At 61.0% G+C, this 24,118-nt stretch carries 18 protein-coding genes and 3 pseudogenes; 8 read left to right on the forward strand and 13 right to left on the reverse strand.

Annotated features, from left to right (window positions below; genetic code table 11):
• Positions 1-273: 273 nt before the first annotated feature.
• Both AB3X95_RS27015 and AB3X95_RS27020 read right to left on the reverse strand, forming a co-directional pair.
• Complete coding sequence (locus AB3X95_RS27015; protein WP_368623002.1) at positions 274-2,472, reverse strand: ATP-binding protein; 2,199 nt, start codon at positions 2,470-2,472, stop codon at positions 274-276.
• A 492-nt stretch (positions 2,473-2,964) separates the two neighbouring features.
• Entirely contained in the window at positions 2,965-3,750 is a 786-nt protein-coding gene (locus tag AB3X95_RS27020) for an IclR family transcriptional regulator (RefSeq protein ID WP_176367878.1), read from the reverse strand.
• 184 nt (positions 3,751-3,934) lie between these two features.
• On the opposite strand from AB3X95_RS27020, the gene AB3X95_RS27025 reads away from it, so the two are divergent.
• Complete coding sequence (locus tag AB3X95_RS27025) at positions 3,935-5,218, forward strand: MFS transporter (protein WP_368623103.1); 1,284 nt, start codon at positions 3,935-3,937, stop codon at positions 5,216-5,218.
• Between the two features lie 4 nt (positions 5,219-5,222).
• Positions 5,223-5,669 (forward strand): type II 3-dehydroquinate dehydratase, encoded by a 447-nt coding sequence (locus AB3X95_RS27030; RefSeq protein WP_176380146.1) that lies wholly within the window; start codon positions 5,223-5,225, stop codon positions 5,667-5,669.
• Positions 5,670-6,040: 371 nt separating this feature from the next.
• On the opposite strand, the pseudogene AB3X95_RS27035 reads toward AB3X95_RS27030, so the two are convergent.
• From AB3X95_RS27035 to AB3X95_RS27060, 6 genes and pseudogenes are all read right to left on the reverse strand, one after another.
• A pseudogene (locus AB3X95_RS27035) lies at positions 6,041-6,640 on the reverse strand (cadmium resistance transporter).
• Positions 6,641-6,963: 323 nt separating this feature from the next.
• Positions 6,964-7,179: a hypothetical protein gene (locus AB3X95_RS27040; RefSeq protein WP_368623003.1), complete on the reverse strand. Its 216-nt coding sequence runs from the start codon at positions 7,177-7,179 to the stop codon at positions 6,964-6,966.
• A gap of 364 nt (positions 7,180-7,543) precedes the next feature.
• The gene (locus tag AB3X95_RS27045; RefSeq protein ID WP_368623104.1) at positions 7,544-9,220 is read right to left on the reverse strand and encodes an NRAMP family divalent metal transporter; all 1,677 of its coding nucleotides are present in this window, start codon (positions 9,218-9,220) and stop codon (positions 7,544-7,546) included.
• A gap of 122 nt (positions 9,221-9,342) precedes the next feature.
• A complete protein-coding gene (locus AB3X95_RS27050; RefSeq protein ID WP_176384156.1) occupies positions 9,343-9,483 on the reverse strand; it encodes a hypothetical protein in 141 nt (46 codons plus the stop codon).
• An 831-nt stretch (positions 9,484-10,314) separates the two neighbouring features.
• Positions 10,315-10,455 (reverse strand): annotated as a pseudogene (locus AB3X95_RS27055) (MgtC/SapB family protein); the annotation flags it as partial.
• 404 nt (positions 10,456-10,859) lie between these two features.
• Entirely contained in the window at positions 10,860-12,293 is a 1,434-nt protein-coding gene (locus AB3X95_RS27060; protein WP_368623105.1) for a carbohydrate porin, read from the reverse strand.
• 1,492 nt (positions 12,294-13,785) lie between these two features.
• Between AB3X95_RS27060 and AB3X95_RS27065 the strand changes: the two genes are divergently transcribed.
• From AB3X95_RS27065 to AB3X95_RS27085, 5 genes are all read left to right on the forward strand, one after another.
• On the forward strand, positions 13,786-13,935 hold the full coding sequence (locus AB3X95_RS27065; RefSeq protein WP_176384159.1) for a hypothetical protein: 150 nt from the start codon (positions 13,786-13,788) through the stop codon (positions 13,933-13,935).
• 87 nt (positions 13,936-14,022) lie between these two features.
• Complete coding sequence (locus AB3X95_RS27070) at positions 14,023-15,684, forward strand: Nramp family divalent metal transporter (RefSeq protein WP_368623004.1); 1,662 nt, start codon at positions 14,023-14,025, stop codon at positions 15,682-15,684.
• A 1,291-nt stretch (positions 15,685-16,975) separates the two neighbouring features.
• A complete protein-coding gene (locus AB3X95_RS27075) occupies positions 16,976-17,188 on the forward strand; it encodes a hypothetical protein (protein ID WP_368623005.1) in 213 nt (70 codons plus the stop codon).
• 804 nt (positions 17,189-17,992) lie between these two features.
• Positions 17,993-18,826 (forward strand): DUF932 domain-containing protein, encoded by an 834-nt coding sequence (locus tag AB3X95_RS27080; RefSeq protein ID WP_368623006.1) that lies wholly within the window; start codon positions 17,993-17,995, stop codon positions 18,824-18,826.
• Between the two features lie 122 nt (positions 18,827-18,948).
• Positions 18,949-19,131: a hypothetical protein gene (locus AB3X95_RS27085; RefSeq protein WP_368623007.1), complete on the forward strand. Its 183-nt coding sequence runs from the start codon at positions 18,949-18,951 to the stop codon at positions 19,129-19,131.
• Here the strand turns inward: AB3X95_RS27085 and AB3X95_RS27090 are convergent.
• The 4 genes and pseudogenes from AB3X95_RS27090 to AB3X95_RS27105 all read right to left on the reverse strand — a co-directional run.
• A complete protein-coding gene (locus tag AB3X95_RS27090; RefSeq protein WP_368623008.1) occupies positions 19,115-19,888 on the reverse strand; it encodes a hypothetical protein in 774 nt (257 codons plus the stop codon). The genes AB3X95_RS27085 and AB3X95_RS27090 overlap by 17 nt on opposite strands.
• On the reverse strand, positions 19,881-20,573 hold the full coding sequence (locus tag AB3X95_RS27095) for a protein mobD (protein ID WP_368593990.1): 693 nt from the start codon (positions 20,571-20,573) through the stop codon (positions 19,881-19,883). The genes AB3X95_RS27090 and AB3X95_RS27095 overlap by 8 nt, the downstream gene beginning before the upstream one ends.
• 9 nt (positions 20,574-20,582) lie before the next feature.
• Positions 20,583-21,047, reverse strand: a complete 465-nt coding sequence (locus AB3X95_RS27100) for a hypothetical protein (protein ID WP_368623009.1) — start codon at positions 21,045-21,047, stop codon at positions 20,583-20,585.
• Between the two features lie 912 nt (positions 21,048-21,959).
• A pseudogene (locus tag AB3X95_RS27105) lies at positions 21,960-22,367 on the reverse strand (tyrosine-type recombinase/integrase); the annotation flags it as partial.
• A 53-nt stretch (positions 22,368-22,420) separates the two neighbouring features.
• Between AB3X95_RS27105 and AB3X95_RS27110 the strand changes: the two are divergent.
• Positions 22,421-22,660 (forward strand): transposase, encoded by a 240-nt coding sequence (locus tag AB3X95_RS27110; RefSeq protein WP_176123036.1) that lies wholly within the window; start codon positions 22,421-22,423, stop codon positions 22,658-22,660.
• Positions 22,661-22,841: 181 nt separating this feature from the next.
• Here the strand turns inward: AB3X95_RS27110 and AB3X95_RS27115 are convergent, their stop codons facing one another.
• Positions 22,842-24,083 carry a helix-turn-helix domain-containing protein gene (locus tag AB3X95_RS27115; protein WP_176123201.1) on the reverse strand — a complete coding sequence of 414 codons (1,242 nt, stop codon included), beginning with the start codon at positions 24,081-24,083 and terminating at the stop codon, positions 22,842-22,844.
• Positions 24,084-24,118: the final 35 nt, after the last annotated feature.

Consider the following 24,118-nt stretch of genomic DNA (forward strand, 5'->3'; position numbering starts at 1 on the left):
TGATTCGGCTCCTGCTGGAGAACGAGGCGGATTGCCTCATTCGCCAACATAGAACCGCGCGCCCGGCCTCTCCCTGACCTCAAGCGCCGGACCGTAGCCCCTACCGCGTAAGCGGTTTAGTCCGTCGATCCAACGCAGCCACTCCAAGCCACCATCGTCAGCGTCTCATAACGGCGAACTTCAGTCGGAGGGAACTCCATTCTCGGCACCATCACGGATGAATGCTGCATGTCGTTTGAGCGTTAAAATCGCAATCTGATTTGAAGCGGTCCATTACACCGAACGCCGCTCCCCGCCAGATGGTCCGGTCAGCGCTTCGACCAGTTCGGCAAGCGTGACGGGCTTGACGAAATGCCGCTCGAATCCTGCTTCGTTCGAACGCCTGCGGTCCTCGGTCAGCCCGTAGCCGGTCAGCGCGAACATCCTCACAGGCGCCACCGTGTGCTGTGCGCGCAGCGCGCGGGCGAGCTGATATCCGTCCATTCCGGGCAAACCAATGTCGAGTACCGCAAAGGCCGGCGAGAACGCCGCTGCCACCTCGAGCGCGGTCGCCGGATCGGTCGCCGTCGCTACGTGGAACCCCATCTCGACGAGATAAGCTTCCATCGCCATGAGGCCATCCTTGTTGTCGTCGACCAGCAACACGCGCGCGCCGTTGCCGACCGGATGCTGCATGGCCGGCTGCTCCACGCAGTCGGTCGTGGGCGCCGGTGCGAGCGGGAGAGTAACGGTGAACGTCGCGCCCCTACCCGGTCCGTCGCTGCTTGCGACGACCGTGCCACCGTGCAGCTCGACAAAGTTCTTCACCAGCGCAAGACCAACCCCGAGCCCGCCGTTCGAGCGGTCGATCGTCGTCTCTCCCTGCTCGAAAAACGAAAACATGCGCGGCATCAAATCCCGGCTGATTCCGACGCCGTTGTCCGCGACCGACACGACGAGTTCAGTTGCGCTCGTCACGGCCTTCACATGAATGCGCCCGCCCGTCTGCGTAAATTTTGCCGCGTTATTCAGCAGGTTACCGAACACCTGAGTGAGACGGCATGCGTCACCGCAGACGATGCCACCATCGTCTGCGAGGTCCAGCGACAAGGTCTGCGAGCGCTGTTCGAGCACGGGGTTCGTTGCCTCGACCGCGCGCGCTAGCACCGTCGCGATCGGCACGGGCTCGCGCGCCAGTTCGATAGCGCCGCGGGTTATGCGACTCACGTCCAGCAGGTCCTCCACGAGCCTCGATAGATGCGCCACCTGACGCTCGATGATCTCGTGTTGTCTGTCGGTCTTGCCGCCGTTCTGCTTGCGCACGAGCACGAGCGCCGTCGAGATCGGCGCGAGCGGATTGCGAAGCTCGTGGCCGAGCATCGCGAGAAATCGGTCTTTTGCACCGTTCGCGTTGCGCAGATCCGCGAGCAGGGCTTCCCGCTCGGTGCGCGACTTCTCGACGGCCTCACGTGCGCGTACGTAGCCGGTCACTTCGACCGCACTGAGGATCACGCCGTCGACGTTTCCGGACGACGCGCGCAACGGTTCGAAATGAAGCGTATAGACGCGCTCGTCCGTGTCGCCGGGCCTGTTTGTCCGATACTCTTCATGGATGATCGGCACCCCATCGGCGAACACGCGCTGCAGCGCGGTGACAGTCGCGCCGCCCGCCTCTTCCGGAAATGCGTCGAGATAAGGGAGGCCGATCAGGTCCGCGCGGCCGACCATCGCGAGATAGCGGGGATTCGTCAACTGGAACGTATGCCGGTTGCCGAGCAGCAGTGCCGACGCGATCGGCGAATTCATCAGCATGGCATCCCGCTGAAGCTCGGCGCTCTGTCGGCGGCGCATCTCGTCTTCGAGCGACGTCGCCCGCTGCTGCGCGAGCGCGAGCCTCAGGTGCAGGTCGCGAGCGCCCGCGTCGCGCAACGTACGGGTAAGGAATACGTGTTGGTGTGCTTCGCAAATGTGACGAAATAGCGGCGTATGCTCGGCGCCGATGAACTCCCGGTCCGGATACGCGCAGAAAAGCGAGAACCGATGATCGCCGGCGAGTCCGTTCCACAGGTGTTCCAGACGCAGCGCTGCTTCGCCGAGGCCCTGCGCGTACAGAATCGCGACCATCTCCCCGAACGCGTGCACCGGCTGCCCCCGTCGCACGGTCCGCGCGACGAGCGCCCCGACCGTCGACATGAAGCGAGCTTCGTCCGGCCAGCCGTCGACCATGAAGCCGCCGAGCGCAGCGTGCGCGTCGACGAGAACCGCGTCCTGCGCGCGACGACTGGCGATATCAGCCGAGTCGAGCCATGACGTCAGAGAGGCAAGGTGATCGGCCGTGGCGATCGCGATGGCACTTCCCCCCGCGTCCAGCGCGCGTTGCAAAAATGCACCGACGTCCTCCATCAATTCGACGTCGGAATGGTAGAACTGGACGAAATGGCTGGAATCGCTTTCCGTGTGCGGAGCCTCAGCGGGGGCTGTGCTGAAAGTCATCGTTAAGCCGTATCAAAGCTTCCGCCGCGAGCCGCGAGACTCGCGGCTGGACTTAGGGAAAACGCTCGCGGGCATCGTTACGGGTTCGCAAGGACCATACCCGACGCCGCATTCGCGCCCGGTGAGGCGGTCGAAGCGGGACGACACGGGGCACAGCTACAACCTGAAGGTCCAGCGGCCATTGGTGGCGATGAGGACGACGCGTCCCGGTGGAAGCCTCGAGCGAGTAAGTTCAGTCTCCTGGCCGTCTGACCGGCGCGAAGCATAACGGTCACTTCAGTGGCAAACCGATATCAGGGGCTAAAGGCTGCAGCTGGTCGATCGCTTCCGAATGGGGATGTCGCTGTTCGACCCACTGCCGCGAGCCGTACGGTCGGCTATCAAGGTCGCAAACAGAGAGACGTTCGGTCACCAGAGCCAACGTATCGGAGACAGCAGTTCGGCCTAAGCGGACCAGGTCCGCCGGCCGGAGGGCGTGAGTCCGATTCCTCCTCATCCTTTGCCGAGCGGCGGCCGACTTGGGAATCCCGCCATATTGCTCAACTGGGCCAGTTCGTTCGCCGCCTCGCGCAGCAGTATCGAGTATTCGTGAATCTTCTCGGTCGTCAGTCGGACCCGCGGACCGGCCAGGCTGATGACACCGACGCAGCGCGAGCCGCTCACCACCGGGACCGCCACCGCTGACATGCGCGGGGCAAACACCTCGTCGATCATCGCATAGCCACGCACGCGCGCAGCGTGCAGGAAACCCAGCAGCGCTTTGAGCGTCGTCGGCGCATTGGGTCCGAACTCATTCGGCTGTCCAAAACCCTGCTTCAAAACAAGCGCGGCCGCGTGTTCGTCAGTCATCGTCATGAGCCATGCATGTCCGGTCGACGTGCATGAAAGTCGTGCTGCCTGGCCCATGTCGGGATCGTAGCGAAAGCCGATGCGCTGTCCGTCCGCCTTGCCCACCCAGATGATTGCTTCGCCATCCACCAGAGACAGCCGAGCCAGTTCACCTGTCTGCGCAGCGACGCGTTCGATGATGGGCTGTGCGATATCCGCGATGCCCGTCAGGCTCAGGAATTCCAGCCCGTTCGACGTCATGCGCATGGTCAGAATGTAGCGGCTGTGATCGACCAGTTGCCTGACGTACCCGCCTTCGATGAGATCGGCGAGCAGGCGGTGGCACGTGCTGCGTGGCAGCGACAAGGCGTCGGCAATGGCGAGAAGGCCCGCGCCTTCGGCTTGCGACGCCAGGAAGTCGAGAATTCTCAGGCCGTTTTTGAGCGACATTTCTCGCTAATTCCCACGATGTGAAATGCAGTTCCGGTGCGGAACGCCGCGCCTGTGCAGCGCAAACAATAGCACTTGTCCGTCGCAGAACGAACGTTTGAACATCGAGAATTCAGGAGACAACATGTCATTTTTTGCTGATTCAGACCTTGCCGCGGAAGAACACTCCGCGCCGGCTCACTTGATGGCGCGCCGGGCGGTGGCAGGCGCAACCGTCGGAACGGCGCTCGAATGGTTCGACTTCGCGTTGTATGGCGTGGTCGCGGCCACGATCTTTCCGAAGCTGTTTTTCCCTTCGCTGGACCCGACCGCCTCGCTGCTCGCGTCGCTCGCGAGCTTGTGGGCAGGGCTGGCCGCACGTCCGCTAGGCGCGGTGATCTGCGGGATGCTCGGTGACCGTTGGGGACGCCGCAAACTGATGCTGATCACCGTGTCGGTGATGGGAGCTTCCTCGTTCCTGATGGGGCTGCTGCCCACTTACCACCAGGTGGGCATCCTCGCGCCGACGATGCTGGTGACGCTGCGCATCATCCAGGGTTTCGCGCTTGGCGGCGAATCGACGGGCGCACAACTGATGGCGGTCGAGCATGCTTCTGCCAACCGACGTGGCTGGTATTCGGGCCTGCTTGGCATCTGCTCGCCACTCAGCCAGATTCTCGCCAACTTCTCGCTCTTTACGCTGGCCGCTGTGCTTTCGGCCGATGACTTCGATGCCTGGGGATGGCGAGTCCCGTTCCTCGCAAGCTTTGTGCTGGTGCTGCTGGGCATCTACATCCGCAGGAAAGTCAGCGAGACGCCCGCCTTCGAGGCACTCAAGAAGACCGGCGCTCCCACACGCGCCGCCAATCCGCTGGGCACGGTCTTCAAATATCACTGGCGCACCGCGCTTCGCCTGACGCTGTTCTTCTGCGGCCCGGCCGCACTGTTCTATCTGATCGTGGTTTTCTCGCTCAGCTATCTGACGAAACACCTCGGCGTACCCAAGCAGACCGGTTTCATGCTGTTGATGGTCGCGAACGTCTGCGCCATCGTGGGCGCGCTGGCAGGCGGTTATCTGAGCGATCGGATCGGACGCAAACGTGCGCTGATGATCGGCTCGTTCTGCACGCTGATCTGCTGCCTGATCTACTTTCCGATCCTCAACCAGAACTCGATCGCGATGACGATGGCCGCGATGGGCGCCTTCCTCGGCTTTACACAATTCCAGAGCGGTATCCAGCCGGTCTGGTTCGCCGAGTCATTTCCGACCGAGGCGCGCTACACGGGCTCGGCACTTTCGTACTCGGGAGCCAACCTGCTCACCGGCGGCCCGATGCCAATCGTCGCCGTGGCCCTGCTCAATGCCTTTAACGGCTCGCCGTGGGCCATCGTAGCGGTTTGCGGCTCGCTGAATCTGATCTCCTTCCTGATGATCGCAATATCCCGGGAGACCAAAGGTACGGCCCTGGAACGCTCTTCTACACATTGACACCATGACTCGCAAACTCTACATCCTCAATGGTTCGAACCTGAACATGCTTGGCATGCGGGAGCCTCATCTTTATGGCAACACTACGCTGAAGGACATCGAACAGAACTGCCTGACGCTGGCCGACGCCCTCAAGTTCGACTGCGTATTCCGACAAACGAACAGCGAAAGCGAGTTGATCGACTGGATCCAGGAAGCGTTCCTGCAAGACGCGGCGCTGATCATCAATCCCGCCGGCTTTTCGTTCGGTCGGATTCCGGTTCTCGACGCAGTCAAGCTGATCCGCCGGCCGGTAGTGGAGTTGCATATCACCAACATTCATCGGCGTTCGGAAGAATATCGTCACTCGACGATCTCGGTAGCGGCCACTGCGGTGATCTGTGGAGCTGGCGCGAACGGCTACTTGCTGGCGATCCGCGCGATTGAAGATCTTTGGGGCGACCAGACCTGAAGCGCGCCCCTCACTTCGTGAAGCGCGCGGGCTCCGCGAGGGAGCCCGCTTCGGCCGAGATGCGCGCGTCGCGCATCGGGCGGGTTTCCGAGCGGACCAGCCGTTCGAGTGACCGTTGCAGGGCTCCGGCGAGTGGCCGAAACTGGCCGAGAGCACCAGTTCGCTGAAGGTCCCGTAAAGCGGTCGTCGAAATCGTCGACGGCCGCTTTCGGCCGGCATCTGTGAATGAGTACAGTCGGCCAAGAACGATCCTTCCCAGTCGGTTGGCAGAACGTCTGCTGATGAGCGACGAGCCGCCATTTGGCGAAGTGACAGCCCCCGACGATGCGTCGTACGAACCGCTTCAACAAGCGCCGTCGGCATTTAGCGTTTCAGCTGAAGGCCCTCGCGGGCCATGCATATGTTCCCCCTTGGTAGATGATCCTTGCGCCGAGCACGATTAGTACCCACGGTACAACGCGATGCCCCCATCTTTGAACGATCGGCCCCCATGCACGGTGACGAACAAACCAATATGCTGTCGCAACCCACACACCTGTCATGAGAAGAAAGACCCTCACAATGACGCCAAATCCAATCGGGGATTGGATCGAGAAAAGAGGGACGTTGACCGCAATATTGTCGCTTCCATGCGCGATTGTGACGCTCGCAACTGCGATGGTGCCTCCTGCCGCCGTCGGTGCGGTTCGATCGTTTCCATTATTCCGTCAGCAAATGAGCCGATACGCGCCGATGCCGATTCGAAGAATGCCCAGAAGCCCCATTATTGGCTTTGGCAGCAATATCCCGAGCAAGCCAATGACTACGCTGGCTGCGGCTAGCGCGGTGATACCAAGAAATTGACCAATAGCGATGTGCTGTGCACGAAAGCTGCGATCTGAAAACCAGCCGATGAGCAGGGCAAGGTCATCAATATTCGTTGCTACGAACGTGGCAGCAGCCGTGGCAAGTAGCATTGGGAGTGCAGACATCTTTTCGCCGTACTAGGAGATGCCTGCAGAACTCGGAATATTTCGTACGCCGGCAGTCCGCGTTTAGCCTGCCTGGTCGACTCGTCAAGATCCGGGGAAGCGTGCTCACAAAGGTCCGGTGGAAGTAACCTGAGCGCTATTGCGGCGCGGCGGGAAATTGGACTCCTTGCCGCGTCGACAGATCTCCGATCAGGATTGCACTATGCCGCTGCGGCATGGGTGATAGCGCGCCTTTTCCAGCGTCCGATGTACGGAAATGAGGTGCCCGTCACAAAAGCGGAACGGCCCCCCCATCCCATCACCTCGCCCTCTCTGAGGCCTTCCTATCGGCCGCGCAGAGTGTCGCTGAGACAGTATTTCCCATAGAGCAGGCAATGAGACGCCGCTCCGTTCAGCGATCCGTTGCCCGGCAATTCATCAGCGCCGACACGCGTGGCGTTCGACGCAGGCACCTCACAGCTCTCGTTAAAAGTCACGAGGGTACCGACGACAAATACCAGAATTGCGATCAGGAATACTACAAGAAAGTGATTTTTCATCGTCGAATCCCTCGCGCCGGCGGTCGGGCCGTCACGGTGTCCGTCAGTCAGTGACACCGCACCAATACTGAACTGCCATCCGGCCGCGGTACAACCTTCAGTATGTCTGCCTGAGTGACCTGATCAGTCTCGCGATCGGCACGACCCACAGTACGCTCATGAGGATCCATGCCCAAGCGGCGAGCAGCGCCCACTCCATGCGGCTAAGCGGCCTGTCCCGCCATGCCCGGCGAACGCGCGCGGTGCGGCCCGCGTTGGCCCGCGCCGTGATCCGGCTTGAGCGTGCCGAAAGCATTCGTATGCGGCTCATCGCCACCATCCTTCGCAACCTGCCCCGTCTGCCCGATGGCAGGCGCGTCGGGTGCTATTTAAGCAACGTCATCTGCACGACCTTCACGATGACCAGCGCCACCGCGATCAGCAGATAGCCGCGCAGCACGCCCATCCAGACCCGCTTGGCGAGCGTGAGATTGGCGGGCGGCAACTCGTCGAGCGGTGGCATCCGCCATGTCTGACGGGCGCCTTCCGGAGACGCCTGTGCGGTCATTCCGGCGGCGCCGTCCGCCGGTTCACGGCGCAGCCTGCGAATGCCAACGGTGATCGCATAGCCAACGATGGCCAGCAGCGTGCCGCCGACCAGCACCTCGAGCATTGTTTCCCCGCTCATGTCCGGGTACATCACGGAAGCTGTCAGGATGATGGAGAGCATGACCAGCACCCAGATCACCGTGCCTGTGAACAGGTTCACTTTCGTCGAGTTGGCCCAAGGACCCAGCACGGCCCTGTCGTTGCACAACAGCAGCAGGAACACCGTGGCGCTCGGCAGCAGTACGCCCGCCAGGGTCTGCACGGCCAGAGTCAGCAGACCGAGCGGGCTGCCTGGGATCAGCACCAGTGCCGCCGAACCGGCGACGATGCCGAAGTACACCAGGTAGAAACCCTTGGCGGACGCGACGCTACGATGCAGCGAATGGCGAATGTTGAATACGTCGCCGATCGCATAGGCGGTCGACAGAGACACCGCCGCGGCGCCGATGATCGCGGCGTCAAATAGCGCGATGGCGAAGCAGGTCGCCATGGTGCGTCCAGCGTATTTTTCCAGGCCAGCGATCACGCCACCCGCATCCGTAAAATTGCCGAATCCGGGGCGGCCGGTGAACAGTTCGGCACAGAAGGCCATCATCGCCACCGCACCAATCATCACGAACACGATCCCGATCCACAGGTCCGCTTTTTCGTAGCGGATGAAACGTGGCGTGATGCGCTTGTCGACCACATAGCTCTGCTGAAAAAACAGCTGCCACGGTGCAACCGTCGTACCCACGATGCCGATGACCAGCAGCATCACATCGGAGAGCTTCGAGTGCGCGGGCCAGTTCGGAATGAAAAAGTCGCGCGCCATCTGGGCAACCGCCGGGTGAATCGACACCAGAACCGGCACCAGCAGCAGGCTTAGCACACACAGCAGCATGGCGAAGCGTTCGAAGCGGCGGAAGTTGCCGGTGCTGACCGCGGCCATCGTCAGCGCTGCCGCGATGCACACGCCCGCCAGCCTGGAGAAGCCAAAGAAGTCGAGTACGAATGTGATGCCGATAAACTCGGTGACGATCGTCAGTGCGTTCAGCAGAAACAGGTCGACGATGCTGAACGCGCCCCAGAACCTCCCAAAGCGCTCGAAGATCAGACGCGCATGTCCGACACCGCTCACGGCGCCCAGACGCAGCACCATTTCCTGGTTGACGTAAAGCACTGGAACCAGCAGCAGCAACGTCCACAACAGCGTGGTGCCGTAGTTTTGCCCGGCCTGCGTATAGGTGGCAAATGCACCGGCATCGTTGTCGCCGACCATCACGATCAGACCGGGGCCGAGGATCGCAAGCAGCGTACGCAAACGCGCCCACCAATGCGTGCGCGGTGCGATGTCGTGGTGCGCGATGGTGCCCAGCGCACCCGTGATATCGCCCAGATGGGCTTCATCGAGGACCGCGCTGCGTTCTAGCACGGCGCTGGGTGCCGCTGAGGTTTCTGCTGGAATGGACATTTTGTTTCCTTCCCCGGTGACGGGTTTGCGAAACGAAAATGCTTGGCAATCCGGGATACACGAGGACACGGTCACGGAACGACCGCATTTGCCCTCGCGTATGGCGGAGCACAGCCCGGTGCTCAGGAGAAAAGCGATTTCAGACGGTGCCAGAAGATGGCAAACCGATGCGATTCATGGCGCTGCAGCGACAGCATCGCGTCGTAGTGGAGGCGCGCTTCATCGACGTGCGGGAGGTTCGACAGGAGGAGGCCGAATTTCATGATATTGCTCCGTGCGTCTGGGTGGATGCGTAATTGCGGGAAGCCAGCAGACACGGGCACGGGGCACGTCAAAGGGATCCGGCCGCGGTCTATCTGCCTTCCTCCGTTAGTGATCGAGGTGATTGCCATAAGGGATAACTGTCGCTGTCTTGCATTTCGACTCCTTTCTGCTTCGAGTTCGCATGCGGCGAATGCTGCATACGTGTTTCACCACGCGCCGGTTTTCAGATGAACTGACCGGGCGCGAATCAGCGCGCCGCGAGTTCAGTCTGGCGGCGCGATGCCATGCGGTGCGCACGACGGCGGCTCCACATGTGCTAATCAAAGGTGCACGGGAATATTGCTACGACGCGCACCGTCTGCCTGCTGGCAGGACGGCGGCTCGGAAAGGCGGGCGCGGACGTCTTGCCGGTCAGGCAGCGAATGGGTTCGAAGGTCGACTACTGCAGGTGTCCAAGGCGCAAGCCCCCTTAGTGAAGACTTTTAAAGTTTAGGAGACGAATAAAGGACAGGTCAATGTAAATTCGTAAGCAGAACCGTATATTTTGCGTAAACGACGGTCGTTGTCAGGCGCTCCGTTTCTGGATCTTTCGATGACCGATTAGGCATCGCGGCGCTGGTTCAAGCTGGATTTGCAAAGAGCCCCTCAAATTTTTCGAGCAGCGTTTTTAACTCCCGTCTCTGCCTGTCGATCTGTGCAGGCGCGTCTCGTACCTTCACCAGCGTTGCGTATTCGTGCGGACTTAGCATGTGTTCTCCTTGATTGAACCGGGCCGGTGAAGGCATCTTCGTCAGCGGGTGACGTCTCGGCAATCTCTCCGGATTCGATGCTCATTCCGGCATGGGTTCAGCGTCCCTTGCTGACCAGCTGATGCTGGATACACCCTTTCCCATGCCGATTCGACTCGCCATCAGTTCCAGCTTCGACTGGTATTTCGGGTGCCCGCGTACGCTCGCGGTGACCGCGACACGCGTGCGACTTGCTTGGGTCAAGTCGTCAACGAGCTAACCACGATTGCAGAATGACCGGATCTTGCCGACTAATACTCGACGCGGTCAGCCGAAGTCGACCCGACTCGGCCGTTGGCCGGTTCGGCGGGAAAACGCCCGCAATACGGCGCAGATCCACCACATTGAATGCCACCGATCGCACATGCGTCGACGCATGACGATTTGATTCGCATCCGTCGATCGGCGGCGCGAGCCGAATTCACTGCGACTGTCGAATGCGACATTCCCTTGAAGCGCTTAGGCGACAGTCGTCCCAGGAAAATCGCGCGACCATTTCCGGAGCGAACGCGGCGTTTTAGTGACCGTGTATCCGGGCCTGTTCGCAAAATCGTGGGTAGGCCCGAACATCGCACAGCGTCACACCATCAGAACGTGATTACCGTCCGCACTCCAGCCACGGCCTCGTTGCCGATGCGTGCACCGCTGTTGTCGGGATCGGGGATGCCGCCACCCGGATGGAAGATGTACTGGAGTTCGCCCTGCAGCAGCCACCACGGCGCAACCTGATACTGGTACGTTGCCTCGATCACCGTTTCCGCCGAGCGCATCGGGTAGCCTGGCGTACGGAAGGTTGCAATGTCACGATCGAGCGCGCTCGCGCTCGAGCTGACGTTCGCGTAGCTGAGCGCGAGCCCGACCGAGTCGTTGTCCCGGCCCTTGAACGGCGCTTTCAGCACGACCCCCGCATTGATGTTGAAGTCGAGCAGGTTACGGTCGCCCGGCGCGCCCATCACACGCGTGAACACGCCGACCGATTGCGGGCTGTCGGCACTCGGGCGCCACACCATCTGGTCAGCGACGGCGTAGATGCTGAAGTTGCCGCGATGCGTGGCCGGCACGCCGTTCGACGCGGGGCTCGCGAGCGAGATGCCGTTGGTGTCGAGGTGCTGATCCGCGAAGTGATTGTTGTTGTACCAGAAGCCCAACTTGTAGGTGCCTGGTAGCCCGCCCGGCTGTGCCGCCCCGGATCCGCTTGCGGGCGGCTGATTGATCGCGTACTGGACCTCGCCGATCATCATGACGCCGTTGTGCAGGTTGAACTGCGTGCCACTTGCGTTGAGCTGCTGCGGGTCGCCGTTGCCCGGCGCGGGGTTGCCGTCGAAGATGCCGCCGAGAATCGTCATCGAATCACTCGGCTTGAACCGCAGGCGCACGCCAAGCGACGAGAGCGGATAGGCGGGGCCGCCCGCAGGCAGGTTGTTGGCGGCCAGCACGGGCCAGCCGAATGTCGCGTTCGCAAACGTGCTGCCGTACTGGCTGATGATGAATTCCTGATCAAGGCTTTGCTGGCCAATTCTGACGTCGAACCTGTCGCCGAACGCCTGCTGGTACCAGAGTTCCCACAAACGCGTCGACGCTTCGGCCTCGACGCCGCTCACCGCTTGCAGCGAATTCAGGCGTGCCGCCGTGATGCCGTGTCCGTGAATCTGCAACGCATCGACGAAGAAGGTACCGCCCTTCAGGCCGAACGCCTTGTCGGTATCTACGTTCAGGCCGAACTGTGTGGCGCCGTTGTATGAAGCGCCCTTCGAGATACCGCCGGAGAAGTTGCCGTAGAGCTCGCTGGTTTCCTGGGCGTTGAACGTAACGCCGTGGTCGCCCAGCAACGTGCGCAGTCCGCCCATGTCGCCGAGCAGGTTCGAGCGCTCCCAGAATCCGGAGGGCGCCGGGGCGGCGTCGGCCGGTGCCGCGTTTGCGTCGGTGTTCGTTGCTGGGGCGGAGTCGTGGTCCGCCGATATGGGAGCGGGTGACTGCGACTGTGCGTAGGCCGGATCGGATGTGCCGACGGTCAGCGCAATCAACAGCGCTGCGGTGGCGCAGAGCGGCTTAATGCGCGAGGATGGGTCGAGGAGGCCTCGCGTGCCAATGCAATTGTCGTTTTGTGTGGGCGTGGCAAAGGAGATCATTTTTGCTTTCTTCTGGTAAACGAACTGATGAATGAGCGACGCCGAAGCAGGAAGGTGTTCGGCGTCAACTCGCTGCAGGCGGCAGTTTTAGGGGTCGTATTCGCGACGGCCGGCTCAGGCGGGCCATGAAGTAGTGCCGGTGTTACGTTTTGACGTGGTCCAGAGGGCCGCGACCGACGTGCCGCGTTGCACTGCCTCGGGTGGGAGGGCGCCTGGGTGCCCCCAGAGCTGGGCTGGTCCGTCAAGTTCGCGGCGCGGTGCGATTGCCAGCGTCGTACGCAGGTAAGCGCGTGAGACGTGAAAGCGTTCGATATGCATGATTCAACTCCCGTCGAGCCCGGCCAGGCCGGGCAACGTTCGATAAGCGGCACGCCGCCAGCGCAAACAAGCGCTGTCGGTGTTCTTAAGCAAAAATGGGAGCGAGCTACAGATAGACCACACAGGCGGTCCAGAAGAAGCGCGCTGACCCGACAATCGGAGTCAGCGGCAGGAAGGGAAGTCCGGCGTCGCTAACGCGCGATTGCAGTCTGGGTGCCGGCACAGGCCGGCGTACAAGATCGACTACTAGGGCTTGCGTCCACGAAGGACTCTCCTGTTTCTAAGACAGGGCGGATTCTATGCGCGCCGTCTGCGAACGTGCAAGCAGAAATTGTCATGCAGTGCTTAGTAGCTTGAAAACGGGAGACCGAACGCAAACTCGCGAGACATAGTCTCTGCTGCGTGAATGCGCAACGAAGACTTATGCGAATGATTTGCATCCACTACCAGTAACGGATTCGAAAGAAAAATCTTCGAAATTTTCGTTGACTCGGTTTGCGCGTCGTCACTAGAATTCGCCTGTTTCCACGAAAGGGGCATATGCCTTGGACAGTTGCAGTAGTCGACCTTCGAATAGTTTTTCTGCCTGACCGGCACGACGCCCGCCTGGATTCTTCCTTAGCCGCCGTCCTGCCATCAGGCAGACGGTGCGCGCCGCAGTAGCTTACCGAGTTTCTCTCCCGCGCATCACTTCGATTGGACGCCGTCATGGACACGTGCGCGCTAATGCGCATCTGTCCAGACGTTTCGGCGCGTCGAGCCATTGGCTCGCGGCGCCGCTTGTTCACGCCGTTTTCGCGCACCTGATGTCGCGCGAATCCGGCGTGCAGTTAAACACGTCCGTCAAGCTTGAATCGGACCCAAACGCCAGAGGAGTTCACGATGCCCGACCCTGAGCCTTGTTCCTGCACGACACAGTACGCGTTCTCGCCGAACGCCGCTCGCTTCGCCTGACATCTGGCCGCACACGTTCCTCCACCACGCCCGGGCGCTTCGGCGCGCGTGACCTGAAACGAGAGCAGGCCTGGTCAAAGGCGCCACGTTTCAAGTTATTGGAGAAACCATCATGCACTTCGCACTCCTTCTTCCGCAGCTTCCGCACGTCGAAGAAGCTCGCTCGCACTACAACGGCATGCTTGCGCTCGACGCCCGTTCGCACGCATCGGCTCGTGTGGTCGCCGCCATCCGGGCGACCCTCAGGAAGCTCGCTCACTGACGGCCGGTGGCGTTACCTCCGGCACGCGGCAACGCGCCGGCCTTCCGGGTATCAAATTCAGGCGTTACCGATAAGGAATAAGTCCAAATGTCCACCACACCTGCAAACATCGCGCAGCGCCGCGCCGCTGTGCTCGACGACGCACACGTCGGCGATATCAAGGGCGCCTTCGGCACGATCGCTCACCACGACACCGCCCCGCGCAGCAACTGGATGGCGCGTCTGCGCACGCTGCTGGCCATCCTCGGCCCCGGCCTCATCGTCATGGTCGGTGATAACGATGCCGGCGCGTTCGGCACGTACACGCAAGCTGGCCAGAATTACGGCACGTCGCTGCTCTGGACGCTCGCTCTCCTGATCCCGGTTCTCTACGTCAACCAGGAAATGGTCCTGCGCCTCGGTGCCGTGACCGGCGTCGGTCACGCCCGCCTCATCTTCGAACGCTTCGGCAAGTTCTGGGGCGCCTTCAGCGTCATCGACCTCTTCCTGCTCAATGCACTCACGATCGTCACCGAGTTCATCGGCATTACGTTTGCACTCGACTTCCTCGGCGTGTCGAAGGTTCTGGGCGTTTGCATCGCCGCGGTCCTGACGATGGCCGCGGTCAGTACCGGCGATTTCCGGCGTTTCGAACGCTTTGCGATCGTGCTGTGCCTGCTGAGCCTCCTGCTGATCCCGGTGCTCGTCTCGATACACCCGCCTGTCGGCGTCATCGCGCGCGACTTCCTCGTGCCGACCTGGCCGAAGAATGCGAAGCTCTCCGATGTGATGCTGCTCGTCATCGGCATCGTCGGCACGACCGTCGCACCGTGGCAGCTGTTCTTCCAGCAGAGCTATGTGATCGACAAGCGCATCACGCCGCGCTTCATGAAGTACGAGAAGGCCGACCTCTGGATTGGTATCGCGTTCGTGATCATTGGCGCCGTGGCAATGATGGCCTTCACGGCTGCGCTCTTTGAAGGCCGGCCCGAGTTCGGCAACTTCACTGATGCGGGTGGCGTGATTGCGGGTCTCCACAAATACGTCGGCCAGACGTCCGCTACGATCTTCGCCGTCGCGCTCCTCGACGCGTCGATCATTGGCGCTGCCGCTGTTTCGCTCTCGACCGCCTACGCGATCGGCGATGTGTTCAAGGTCAAACACTCACTGCATCGTAGCGTGCTTGACGCGAAGGGTTTCTATCTCGTCTACTTCGGCATCATTGCGCTCGCTGCGGCCCTCGTGCTGATGCCGGGCAGCCCGCTTGGCCTGTTGACTGAAGCTGTGCAGACGCTTGCCGGCGTACTGCTGCCGAGCGCAACCGTGTTCCTGCTGCTGTTGTGCAATGACAAGGCGGTGCTTGGCCCGTGGGTGAATTCGAAGAAACTGAACGTGTTTACGGGTGCAGTGATTGCCGTGCTCGTCGTGCTGTCGATCATCCTGACCGCGGCCACCGTGTTTCCGGATATCAGCGGGGCGGCGATCGTCAAGATTCTCGTGGGAGGATGCGGGCTAGCCATGGCCGTGTACGCCGCGGTGGAACTCTCGCGCAAGTCGCGCGGCGCGGATGTCGGTCATGGTGCATTGCCGCTCAACAAGCCAGCCCTCAAGGAGTTGCGCAACACGTGGCGCATGCCGCCGCTCGAAGACCTGTCGGCGCCGCAGCACCTGACGTTGTCGACACGCGTATGGATGGGCGTGCTGCGCACCTACCTCGTCGTCGCAGTGGGTCTCGTCATCGTGAAAGTCGTGCAGATGGCCATTCACTAAAGCAAATCGGGCAGGCGCACGTCTGCCCCGATTTTTGGAACGCGCGGCGCACGATTTTGCGTGCAGGCATAGGCATGTGGGTCACATGCTGCGCCTTCAACCTGCCGGAAACTGTCCGTGATCGAATTCCCGCGTCGTTGAATTCTCGCACCGTTGTCTGAAAGAAATCGACGCTAAGAAGACGGCGAGTTACTCGCAAACCAGGATCGTCAGCGGACTGCTCCTGTTAAAACCCTTTTAAGCATGGTGCGAACAGGCTTGCTAAAGGGGCTTTCTCGCGGCGTCCTTGACATGTTTTCATTTGGGGACTTCGATGCTCAGCCACCATGAAATCGGGACGTTGCTAACGCTGGCGAACCGGGAAATGCGGGTACAGACACTCGACCCAAACATGCGAGCACTGCAGACTCGGCAGCTTATAGAGACCCAGGATCGTGCGCCTGGGTGAATCATCGTGCGGCTAACGGATTCCGGCCGCGCGCTGCTGCAGCGCCTGCAGGTTGAGTCGTGATAGCTGTAAAACGAAGCAATTCGCACGGAGTCCGCATGAGGCCTCACTCCGCAATCGAGACTCTCCGGTCCGGACAGGCCGAGGAGGCGGCAATAGCGGCTAAGGCATGCACCGGACATGTCGACGAGGAGGTCTTATGTGCACTAATCGCCATACGAGGTTGAAGCGTGGATTACGCGCCGCAAGGTTGCAGACGAAGAAGGGCTTTAGAGGCGCGCTTCGGAAATTTTGTGCTTCGTTACCAGATCCTTCGATCTGGCTTTGTGCCTGTTCGCTGGCAGCGCTGAGAGATCGCGGCGATGCCGCTGCGTTCGGAATGGAAATCCTGCGGCCGCGCTTGCTTGAACACCTCGGAGCTTCCAGCCCGCACCGTATTACTGAACTACCTGAGGTAAGCACGTCTGGGCGATCGGACTCACGCACAGATTACTGTAAATGCGGCCCGTCGCGTGCCAAGGTCACGGCGACCGTCGGCACAGTACCAGTCGAAGCTGGAACTGGTGGCAGTTCGAAGCAGCGCGGAAAACGGCGTACCCAGCGTCGGTTGATCGGCGAGGATGTCGGATCCGTGCCGGCATGAAATGACTGGAAGCGCTAACGGTGCGCGGAGGTACATGCGTCTGCTGCCCGTGCAAGCCGACTAGCGCAACGGCGGCCCGAAGGTCACTTTACGCGCGTGTCTGTCGAGCGTAGCGTAACAGGCCGTTCAGGCGTGTGGAATGGGCGTTGCTCGGCCGCACGTCGCCAGCACGCTTCGGGCTACTGCATCAGGAGTCGAAAATGAAAAAGCACATTCGCCCGATACGCATGGTTTTTGCCCTGACCCTCGTCGTAGCTTTCCAGTCCATTAATCATAATGGGTCGGTAACTACAACGAACCCGACGCAGGTCGTTCCGGGCGCCTTCTCTGAAAATGCTCCGCCGAATGATGGAACGCTCCACTGCCTGGTCTATGGGAAATACTGCGTCAGCAATGCGTTACGCGGCCGATAACAAGCAAGTGGGGGCCGCGCTTCTCAGGCGCGTGGGAGTAGTCGGTCGCAGTATACGTTACACGCGGTATGTCGGTTGTTGGATGGCGGATTCAACCGGTCGATGCAGTAGGTCTGTTGTGGGTCGTCAGTACGCGTTCGCGGATGTGAGCGTCGTGGCCCTGGAGCCGGCTCGGGCGAACGGCCGGTTAGCACCGTGCAGCCGCCCGATGTGGGTCGGTAGCTGAGCGTCCGCAATGGCCGAAAACCTGCCCCGCGTCGCGATGTCGGCAAGTTCCCGATCCCTTCGCTAAGAGAGGCCAGCGGCCGCGCGGCCGTGGAAGCGGAAGCCCACATGACTGCCATCACTCCGCGAACCACGGGTGTATTTAGGCCCGCACACACGCACGATCGTGAATCACCTGACGGCGCCGGTCTTCGGTCACCCACTCCAGGCACAGCAGTCAACTCCGTCGCTTTTCAGCGATGGGAGGCCTACGCGGCCGCGCCCGTAGGACCGCACCTGCATGCCCGGTGAACCCGAGGCATGGCATGCACCCGGCTCCCAGCTTCCCGCCCTTGACCCGCGACCATAGCCGATAGCGGGCGCGCATCAAGGGGCGAGGGACCGTGTTGCCCGCACCCATCCCTCGCCTTTTTCCTTGACGCCCGCCCGCTATCGGCTCCCCAAGTCGCACGGGCGGGAACCCGGGAGCCTGGCGGCAGCAACGCCAACCCCGAGTTCCACCGGGAAGTGTCCAGCCGCACTGGCAAGGCACCTCTCCTCGCCCGGTTCAGGTCCTTAACCTTGACTGTGGAGATTGCCATGCAACTCGCTTCCTCTTTCCATTACGGCTCCCCGATGCTGCGCGCTGACTCGCCCCTCTCAGACGATCAGATCCGCCGGGTTGCTCCCTCCATCTACGCGGACGGCAAGCACGAAAGCCGTTCAAAACGCTACACCTACATTCCCACCATCGACGTCCTGCGCGGCCTGCGGAACGAAGGGTTTCAGCCATTCATGATCTGCCAGACCCGCGTACGCGATCAGGGCAAGCGCGAATTCACCAAACACATGCTCCGGCTTCGTCATGCCGACCAGATTTCCGGCGAGGAAGCCAATGAAATCGTTCTGCTGAACTCGCACGACGGCACCAGCAGTTACCAGATGCTGGCGGGCACATTCCGGTTTGTCTGCCAGAACGGCATGGTCGCGGGCGAGAATATCGCCGATATCCGCGTGCCACACAAAGGCAACGTCATCCAGAACGTGATCAATGGCGCTTTCGACGTGCTCGACGGCTTCGACCTGATCCGTGAGCAGAAGGACGGCATGCGCAACGTCGAGTTGAACCGCGATGAGCAGCATGCATTCGCCAGCTCCGCCCTTGCGCTACGCTACGACCCCACCGACGCCGAGGCACCGGCCCCCGTCACTGAAAGCCAGCTACTGGTGCCCCGCCGTTTCGAGGATCGCCGCGACGACCTCTGGACCGTATTCAACCGCGTGCAGGAAAACCTCACGAAGGGCGGGCTGCATGGACGCTCGCGCAGCGGACGTGCCATGTCGACTCGCCCCATCACCGGCATCGACCAGAACGTGAAGCTCAACCGCGCGCTGTGGATGCTTGCTGACGCCATGCGCCAGATGAAAGCATAAGCGCTGCAGGGACAGCAACGTCCCCCCGCCTCATTCCATCAGGATTCCTATCCGGGTCACGTCCTGATGGAATCCGGCAGGACCCGTCCCGGGCCCTTCTTTTGAATTATCTGGAGTCAGTCATGCAATCTCAAGCCGAAACCCCTGCGGCAACCACCGACGAAACCGTTTCGCCGCTCGAAACCAACTTCGGCAACGAACAGCCGGTCGCCACCGTACCGTATTCCAGCCTGCGGCCCTCGCCGCTCGAGGCCAGCACTACGACCTTGCCCGCGCCGAAGATAAATGCTACCGGCCACCAGTGATCGCCTTTGACCAGAACGACGCGGCAGCAGACGTGCTACGCCACGCCGCCGAGTTCATGGAAGGCGATACCGATGAGGTGTAACTCATGCGGGCAGACGGCAAGCCGTCTGCCCGCCCCCAATGGACGCCTGCCCACCATCCGGCCAGTGCGCCTGCACCCGCCGCCGCCAGCATCACAATCACCCCTCCGACGACCAGCCCATAGCATGCCCGCACGAGTCGCCGCATGGCGACGTGCCCGAATGACGTGAGCACCGCGTCGATCCGTTTCTGCTGCTCACGTACGGCGACAGTCGTCGCCCCCACGAGCCGGTTACCAGCAACGCGGGCAATGTGGTTCGCTGCCCGCTGCGTGAGTGTAGCCAGCGCCTCGTCGTTCAGCGCCGCAACCGCAGCCCGGTAGCGCGCTTCGTGCTCGGCGGTCATTTGCTCCGCCAGTTCGATCGTGGCCTTGCAGCGCGCGAGCGCGTCACGATGCTGCGTCATCAACGCATCCGTCGCTGCCCGCGCCTCCGTCCGCACGAGATCCATATTGCCCGCGCCCGCCTGCCGGATACGCTCCGGCATGGCTTCGTAGAGTCGCCCGTAATGTTCGAGCATGACCAACACAGACCACAACGCATCGTTGTCGCGGAGGTTGAGCGCACTCGACACCCGCCGCATTCGCAGCACACTGGCGTTGTCAGGCAATTCACCCGTGACATCGAGAAACAGACAGGCAAGCGTATCCACCGGCCTGCCCTGCCTGTTATCCATCGACCGTTACCTTCGCGAACATGGCATCGCACAACGAACGCCAACGCAATAGCTCGACCCGTTCACCGATATGCATCGTCGCCGCCGCCTTGCGGATCGACATGCGCTGACTGCGAAGCTCGTCCGCAACCCGATCCGCAAGATCGGGAAAGTCCAGTGAGTGACCGCGCGATTCGACGGAACGGCGAAGCTGCGATCCCTGATACAGCGTGAACTTGTCCGCCGGACCGAAGTAGCCATTACGCACGACATTCGTTACCGCGTCCGGGAACGTCTCGCTGAAAGCGCTCAGCAGTTCGAGGCTGTCCCGCTGCCGGTTGATCACCCACAGGACAACAAGCCGGCGCCGAAGCTCGCCAAGCGCACCGGCCAGTGTCGCACCGAACTGCTCAACACCGGTCTGGCTCCGCGCCGCCGTGTTGACAACGATCGCCGCGTCCCGCTGCTCATCGCAGAAATTGACGAGTCCGATCCAGCCGTCTGCATCGTCCAGGTTATAGGCGATGCAACGCATCTCATCCTGGACTGCTTTCATCACGTCCGGGTTGGCGGTATCCGTTTCCACGAGCGCCGCATGAATATCCCGCCGGAGCAGATAATCGGCCAGCGCGAGCGCAACAAAGCTCTTGCCCACGCCGCCCTTGCTGCCACCGACGAGATAGATGGGGTAAGTCGTCATGTCCATACGAATCCTCTAAAGGTTCTCGGTATCCGGCCTGATCTCGAATGAGAACGCGTCACGCATCACCATGCTTCCCGGCCTGCTACCCATCTTTCCCCCATCCTGCTTCTGATTCTCTCTGGAAGCCTCCGCGCGCGATAGATCGTCCTTGCTTACCTTCTTCGCACCAGGCGATGGCGCGGCATTGCCTCGTGCCGATTCCTTTGCAGCCTGTCGAACTGGCCTGTCTTTCTTCAACGGGTATAGCGCGTACTTGACGGAGCCAACACTAAAATCGACGCCCTTCTTCCTTGCATGTTCAACGATTTCTTCCAGCGTATATCCCTTCTTCCTCACCGCACCGATCACCAGACGCATCTCTTTCATCGCATCGGTAATAGAGACGCGCTGCTCGGCCTCTGGCTTGACCGGCAGTGATTCCAGAGAGCGGACAAGCTCATCCCATTGCGCCCGGGTATAGCTCTTCGCAACCGGCATGGCTCGCTCCGTGGTGCTCTCTTCATCCCATCTTGTTCACTCAGGAAGACGCCGTCAACACCTGTTTTTTGCCGGATTTTCGGTATCGGGACGTCTTGGAATCAGCCGGATCGCGCTGGAATAAAAGAAATATTTTGGACGCGTCTGCCACAAGCAACGGACCGGGTCGATGTTCAGCAAACGTAGCGAAGGGATTCTGCGCGGACCTTACTACGGCGGAGCCGCAGAACGATTACAGGCAACGGGTTGAATCGCTCTGGCCATCAGGATGCGCACAATGGAACTGCGACCCGACAGAGACACGATAGTCTCCCAGACTATATCTCTTACTCTACGAACTCTCGAAGCCCTGGCTTGCATACCGCCGGGACAAACCAGGCGGACCATGGGAGATCAACAGCCACCCCAAGCGGAATCGACGTTGCCGACTCAGGCCATACGATTGCCGACTCTAGCCACAGCCTTCGCGAACATCTGACATTCTGGTAACGGCCGCGGACTGGATTGCTGCTCAGCAATCGGCCTGCCAGGAATGCCGCCCCGATCGAACGACATCCCGCACCATGCGATACGGTGCACGGTCGAGCAAAGGAAGACCAGCGGACTCACGGGGTGCCCCCTGCAGACGCGTCTGGCCACCTTACGGAATTTTCCGACCGAGCTTCCTGAAAGCGTTTAGCCGGCAGACTAAAAAGCGATATTAAAACGAGGTATGGCAGGATAGGCGATCGCCGGTTTTGGGCGCCATGCAGATGAACGAGGTCGGCTTGGTCGAAGAGATTCGGGTGACGGCCACTAACCAACCGAGCTACGGCTATCGCCGAAGCCGGGTCATGTTGCGCCGTGACAGGGAGGACCGAGGTATCGTATTTCGCGCGGAGTAACTCTCAGGTGGAATTGATCAGCTTTGTTTTAGGCTGCACACGTCTGCGGCACACCGGTCGTCATCGGTTCGTCACGCTCATGCGCACTGGCACAATATGCGCCCCACTTTTCCATCATCGGGCGCCGTCGCTCGAGCTGATCGTGCCGCCGATAGGCCGCTACCGTCTGCGAAGCAATGGTGTGGGCCAGGGCTTCTTCCGCCAGCGAATCCGGATATTCCGTGCTTTCCGCGACCCAGTCCCGGAATGTCGAGCGGAAACCGTGGACGGTAATTCCAAACCGTGACATGCGTTTCAAGAGTGTCAGCATCGCCATATTCGACAATGGGCACCCTTTCTTATAGCCCGGAAATAGATATCCATATTTAGCCTTCGGCAACGCACTGCGCACGATTTCCACCGCACGCGCACAAAGCGGTTCAACCCTCAGCGGCCTAGCCGAACAAACTGTCCAACTTTACGGGGGTCGGTTCATAAATAGGTGGACACGTGAACACTATTGACGAAGCAGGGGCACCTGGCCGTCGTCGCCGCCGGCGCTACAGCGTCGAGTTCAGGGCTCAGGTTGTGGCAGCTTTCCAGGGGCCCGGGGTGTCGCTCGCGGCGATCGCGTTGCACCGCAAGCTGTACGCCAATCTGCTTCGACGTTGGGTCGAGCAGGCCGAAACGAACGATTGCGTGCTTGTGGCGCGTAGCGACCTGGCAGCCTCGAGAAGAAGAGCAGCGTGAATACTTAAACAGAGTCATCCCCGAAGTGGCGTTGACCTCTTACATGCGCATTTATCGGTCCGTGAATGCCTGCAAAGGCCACAGTGGCTTCTACTGGCGCATCTGTTCGCAATCCAAATTGATCTTTCGAATCACGATCTCCCAGCCCACGACGTGACGATAGTGGCCTGCGAACGAGGACTCACGTCGGCGCCCGACGCAGCTTCAGAGCGATGTCGAGCTTCTCAATCCAGCCGACGTCGTCGAGGCTCGCTCCGAGCAGCGCTTCAATGCGTTCCATCCTGTAGTTGAGCGTATTTGGATGAATGCCAAGGGCGGCCGCTGACTGGCCGCGCCGCTGACCCTGTTCGAAATAGGTCTGCAGCGTCGCCACCAGCTCAGGCTCGTTGGCTAGCTGTTCGAGCAAGGAGACGAGGTAGCGCCGCGCGTTCGATGCGAGACGCGCGCTTTCTTCAATGAGGATACTAGAATACATTGCGACCTGCGACTGCCCCTGCCTTTGGGGTGTGAAGTCCAATGCCCGGATCGCTTCGTCGACCGTGGCCGCCCAACCCGACGCGCCTTCGTTCATCAGGCCAACGCCGATACGATGAAGCTCCGGCACCGCAGCCGCCAGCGCACCGGCCCGTTCTGCCGTGAGCCGATCGATACGGTTGATCGAATCGCCTCGCAGACAGGGTGCCCACAGAATCAGCCTGCCACGATGCCACGCTCGCACCAGATCGCCTGGCGCGGCAGCAAGATGACGCGCTGACGCCAGTGCGATGCGGTCGAGTTCCCGTTCACGTTCGTACGACGTATGGTCGGGTAGTTCGATGTCGATGGCGAGCGCCACGCGTGGCGCAGTGGAATCGAGACCCAGCGCCTCCACTGTTTCCCGAAAGCCATCGTGATCATCCGGTGTATAGAAGACAATGTTGTAAAGCTGATGACGCAACGCCTCACGCCAGCGCGCTTGTTGATACTGCTCTTCGAGATAGCTTTGCGCGATGCTCTGCGCCATGACATCAAAAAAGTCGAAAAGGTACGGCGAGATGGAGAACAGCAATTCGTCGACGAGAGTTCCGTCCTCCTCTGCCTGTGCAATGTAAGTGCGCCAGATTTCGCGCGATCCGAGCCGGAAGGCACGCAGCACGGATTGCAGCGGTACGCGCTGGTGAACGCGTCGGCGGCCGAATTCCCCGAAGCGATCCATGTCGTCCGCCGATGGTGGGCGACCCGTCAGAAGCGACTGGAACCACAAACCGGCCGTCAAGTCGATCGACGCTGCAATGTCCTGTCTGACTGATGGCATCAGGTTCTCGTAACCTTCGACGCTCATCAGCGTCTCATACATGCGCTCATTCACGGCCGTCGGGTTCGCTGCAAGCAAAGCCGTGCGTTCACGCAAGCTCGCGCTGATCGTCGGGATGCTGACTATCATGAGTAGACTCTTTCCTGTAGAAGGACCTGCAACTG

The organism is Paraburkholderia sp. BR13444 (assembly GCF_040948755.1).
GTDB lineage: Bacteria > Pseudomonadota > Gammaproteobacteria > Burkholderiales > Burkholderiaceae > Paraburkholderia > Paraburkholderia youngii.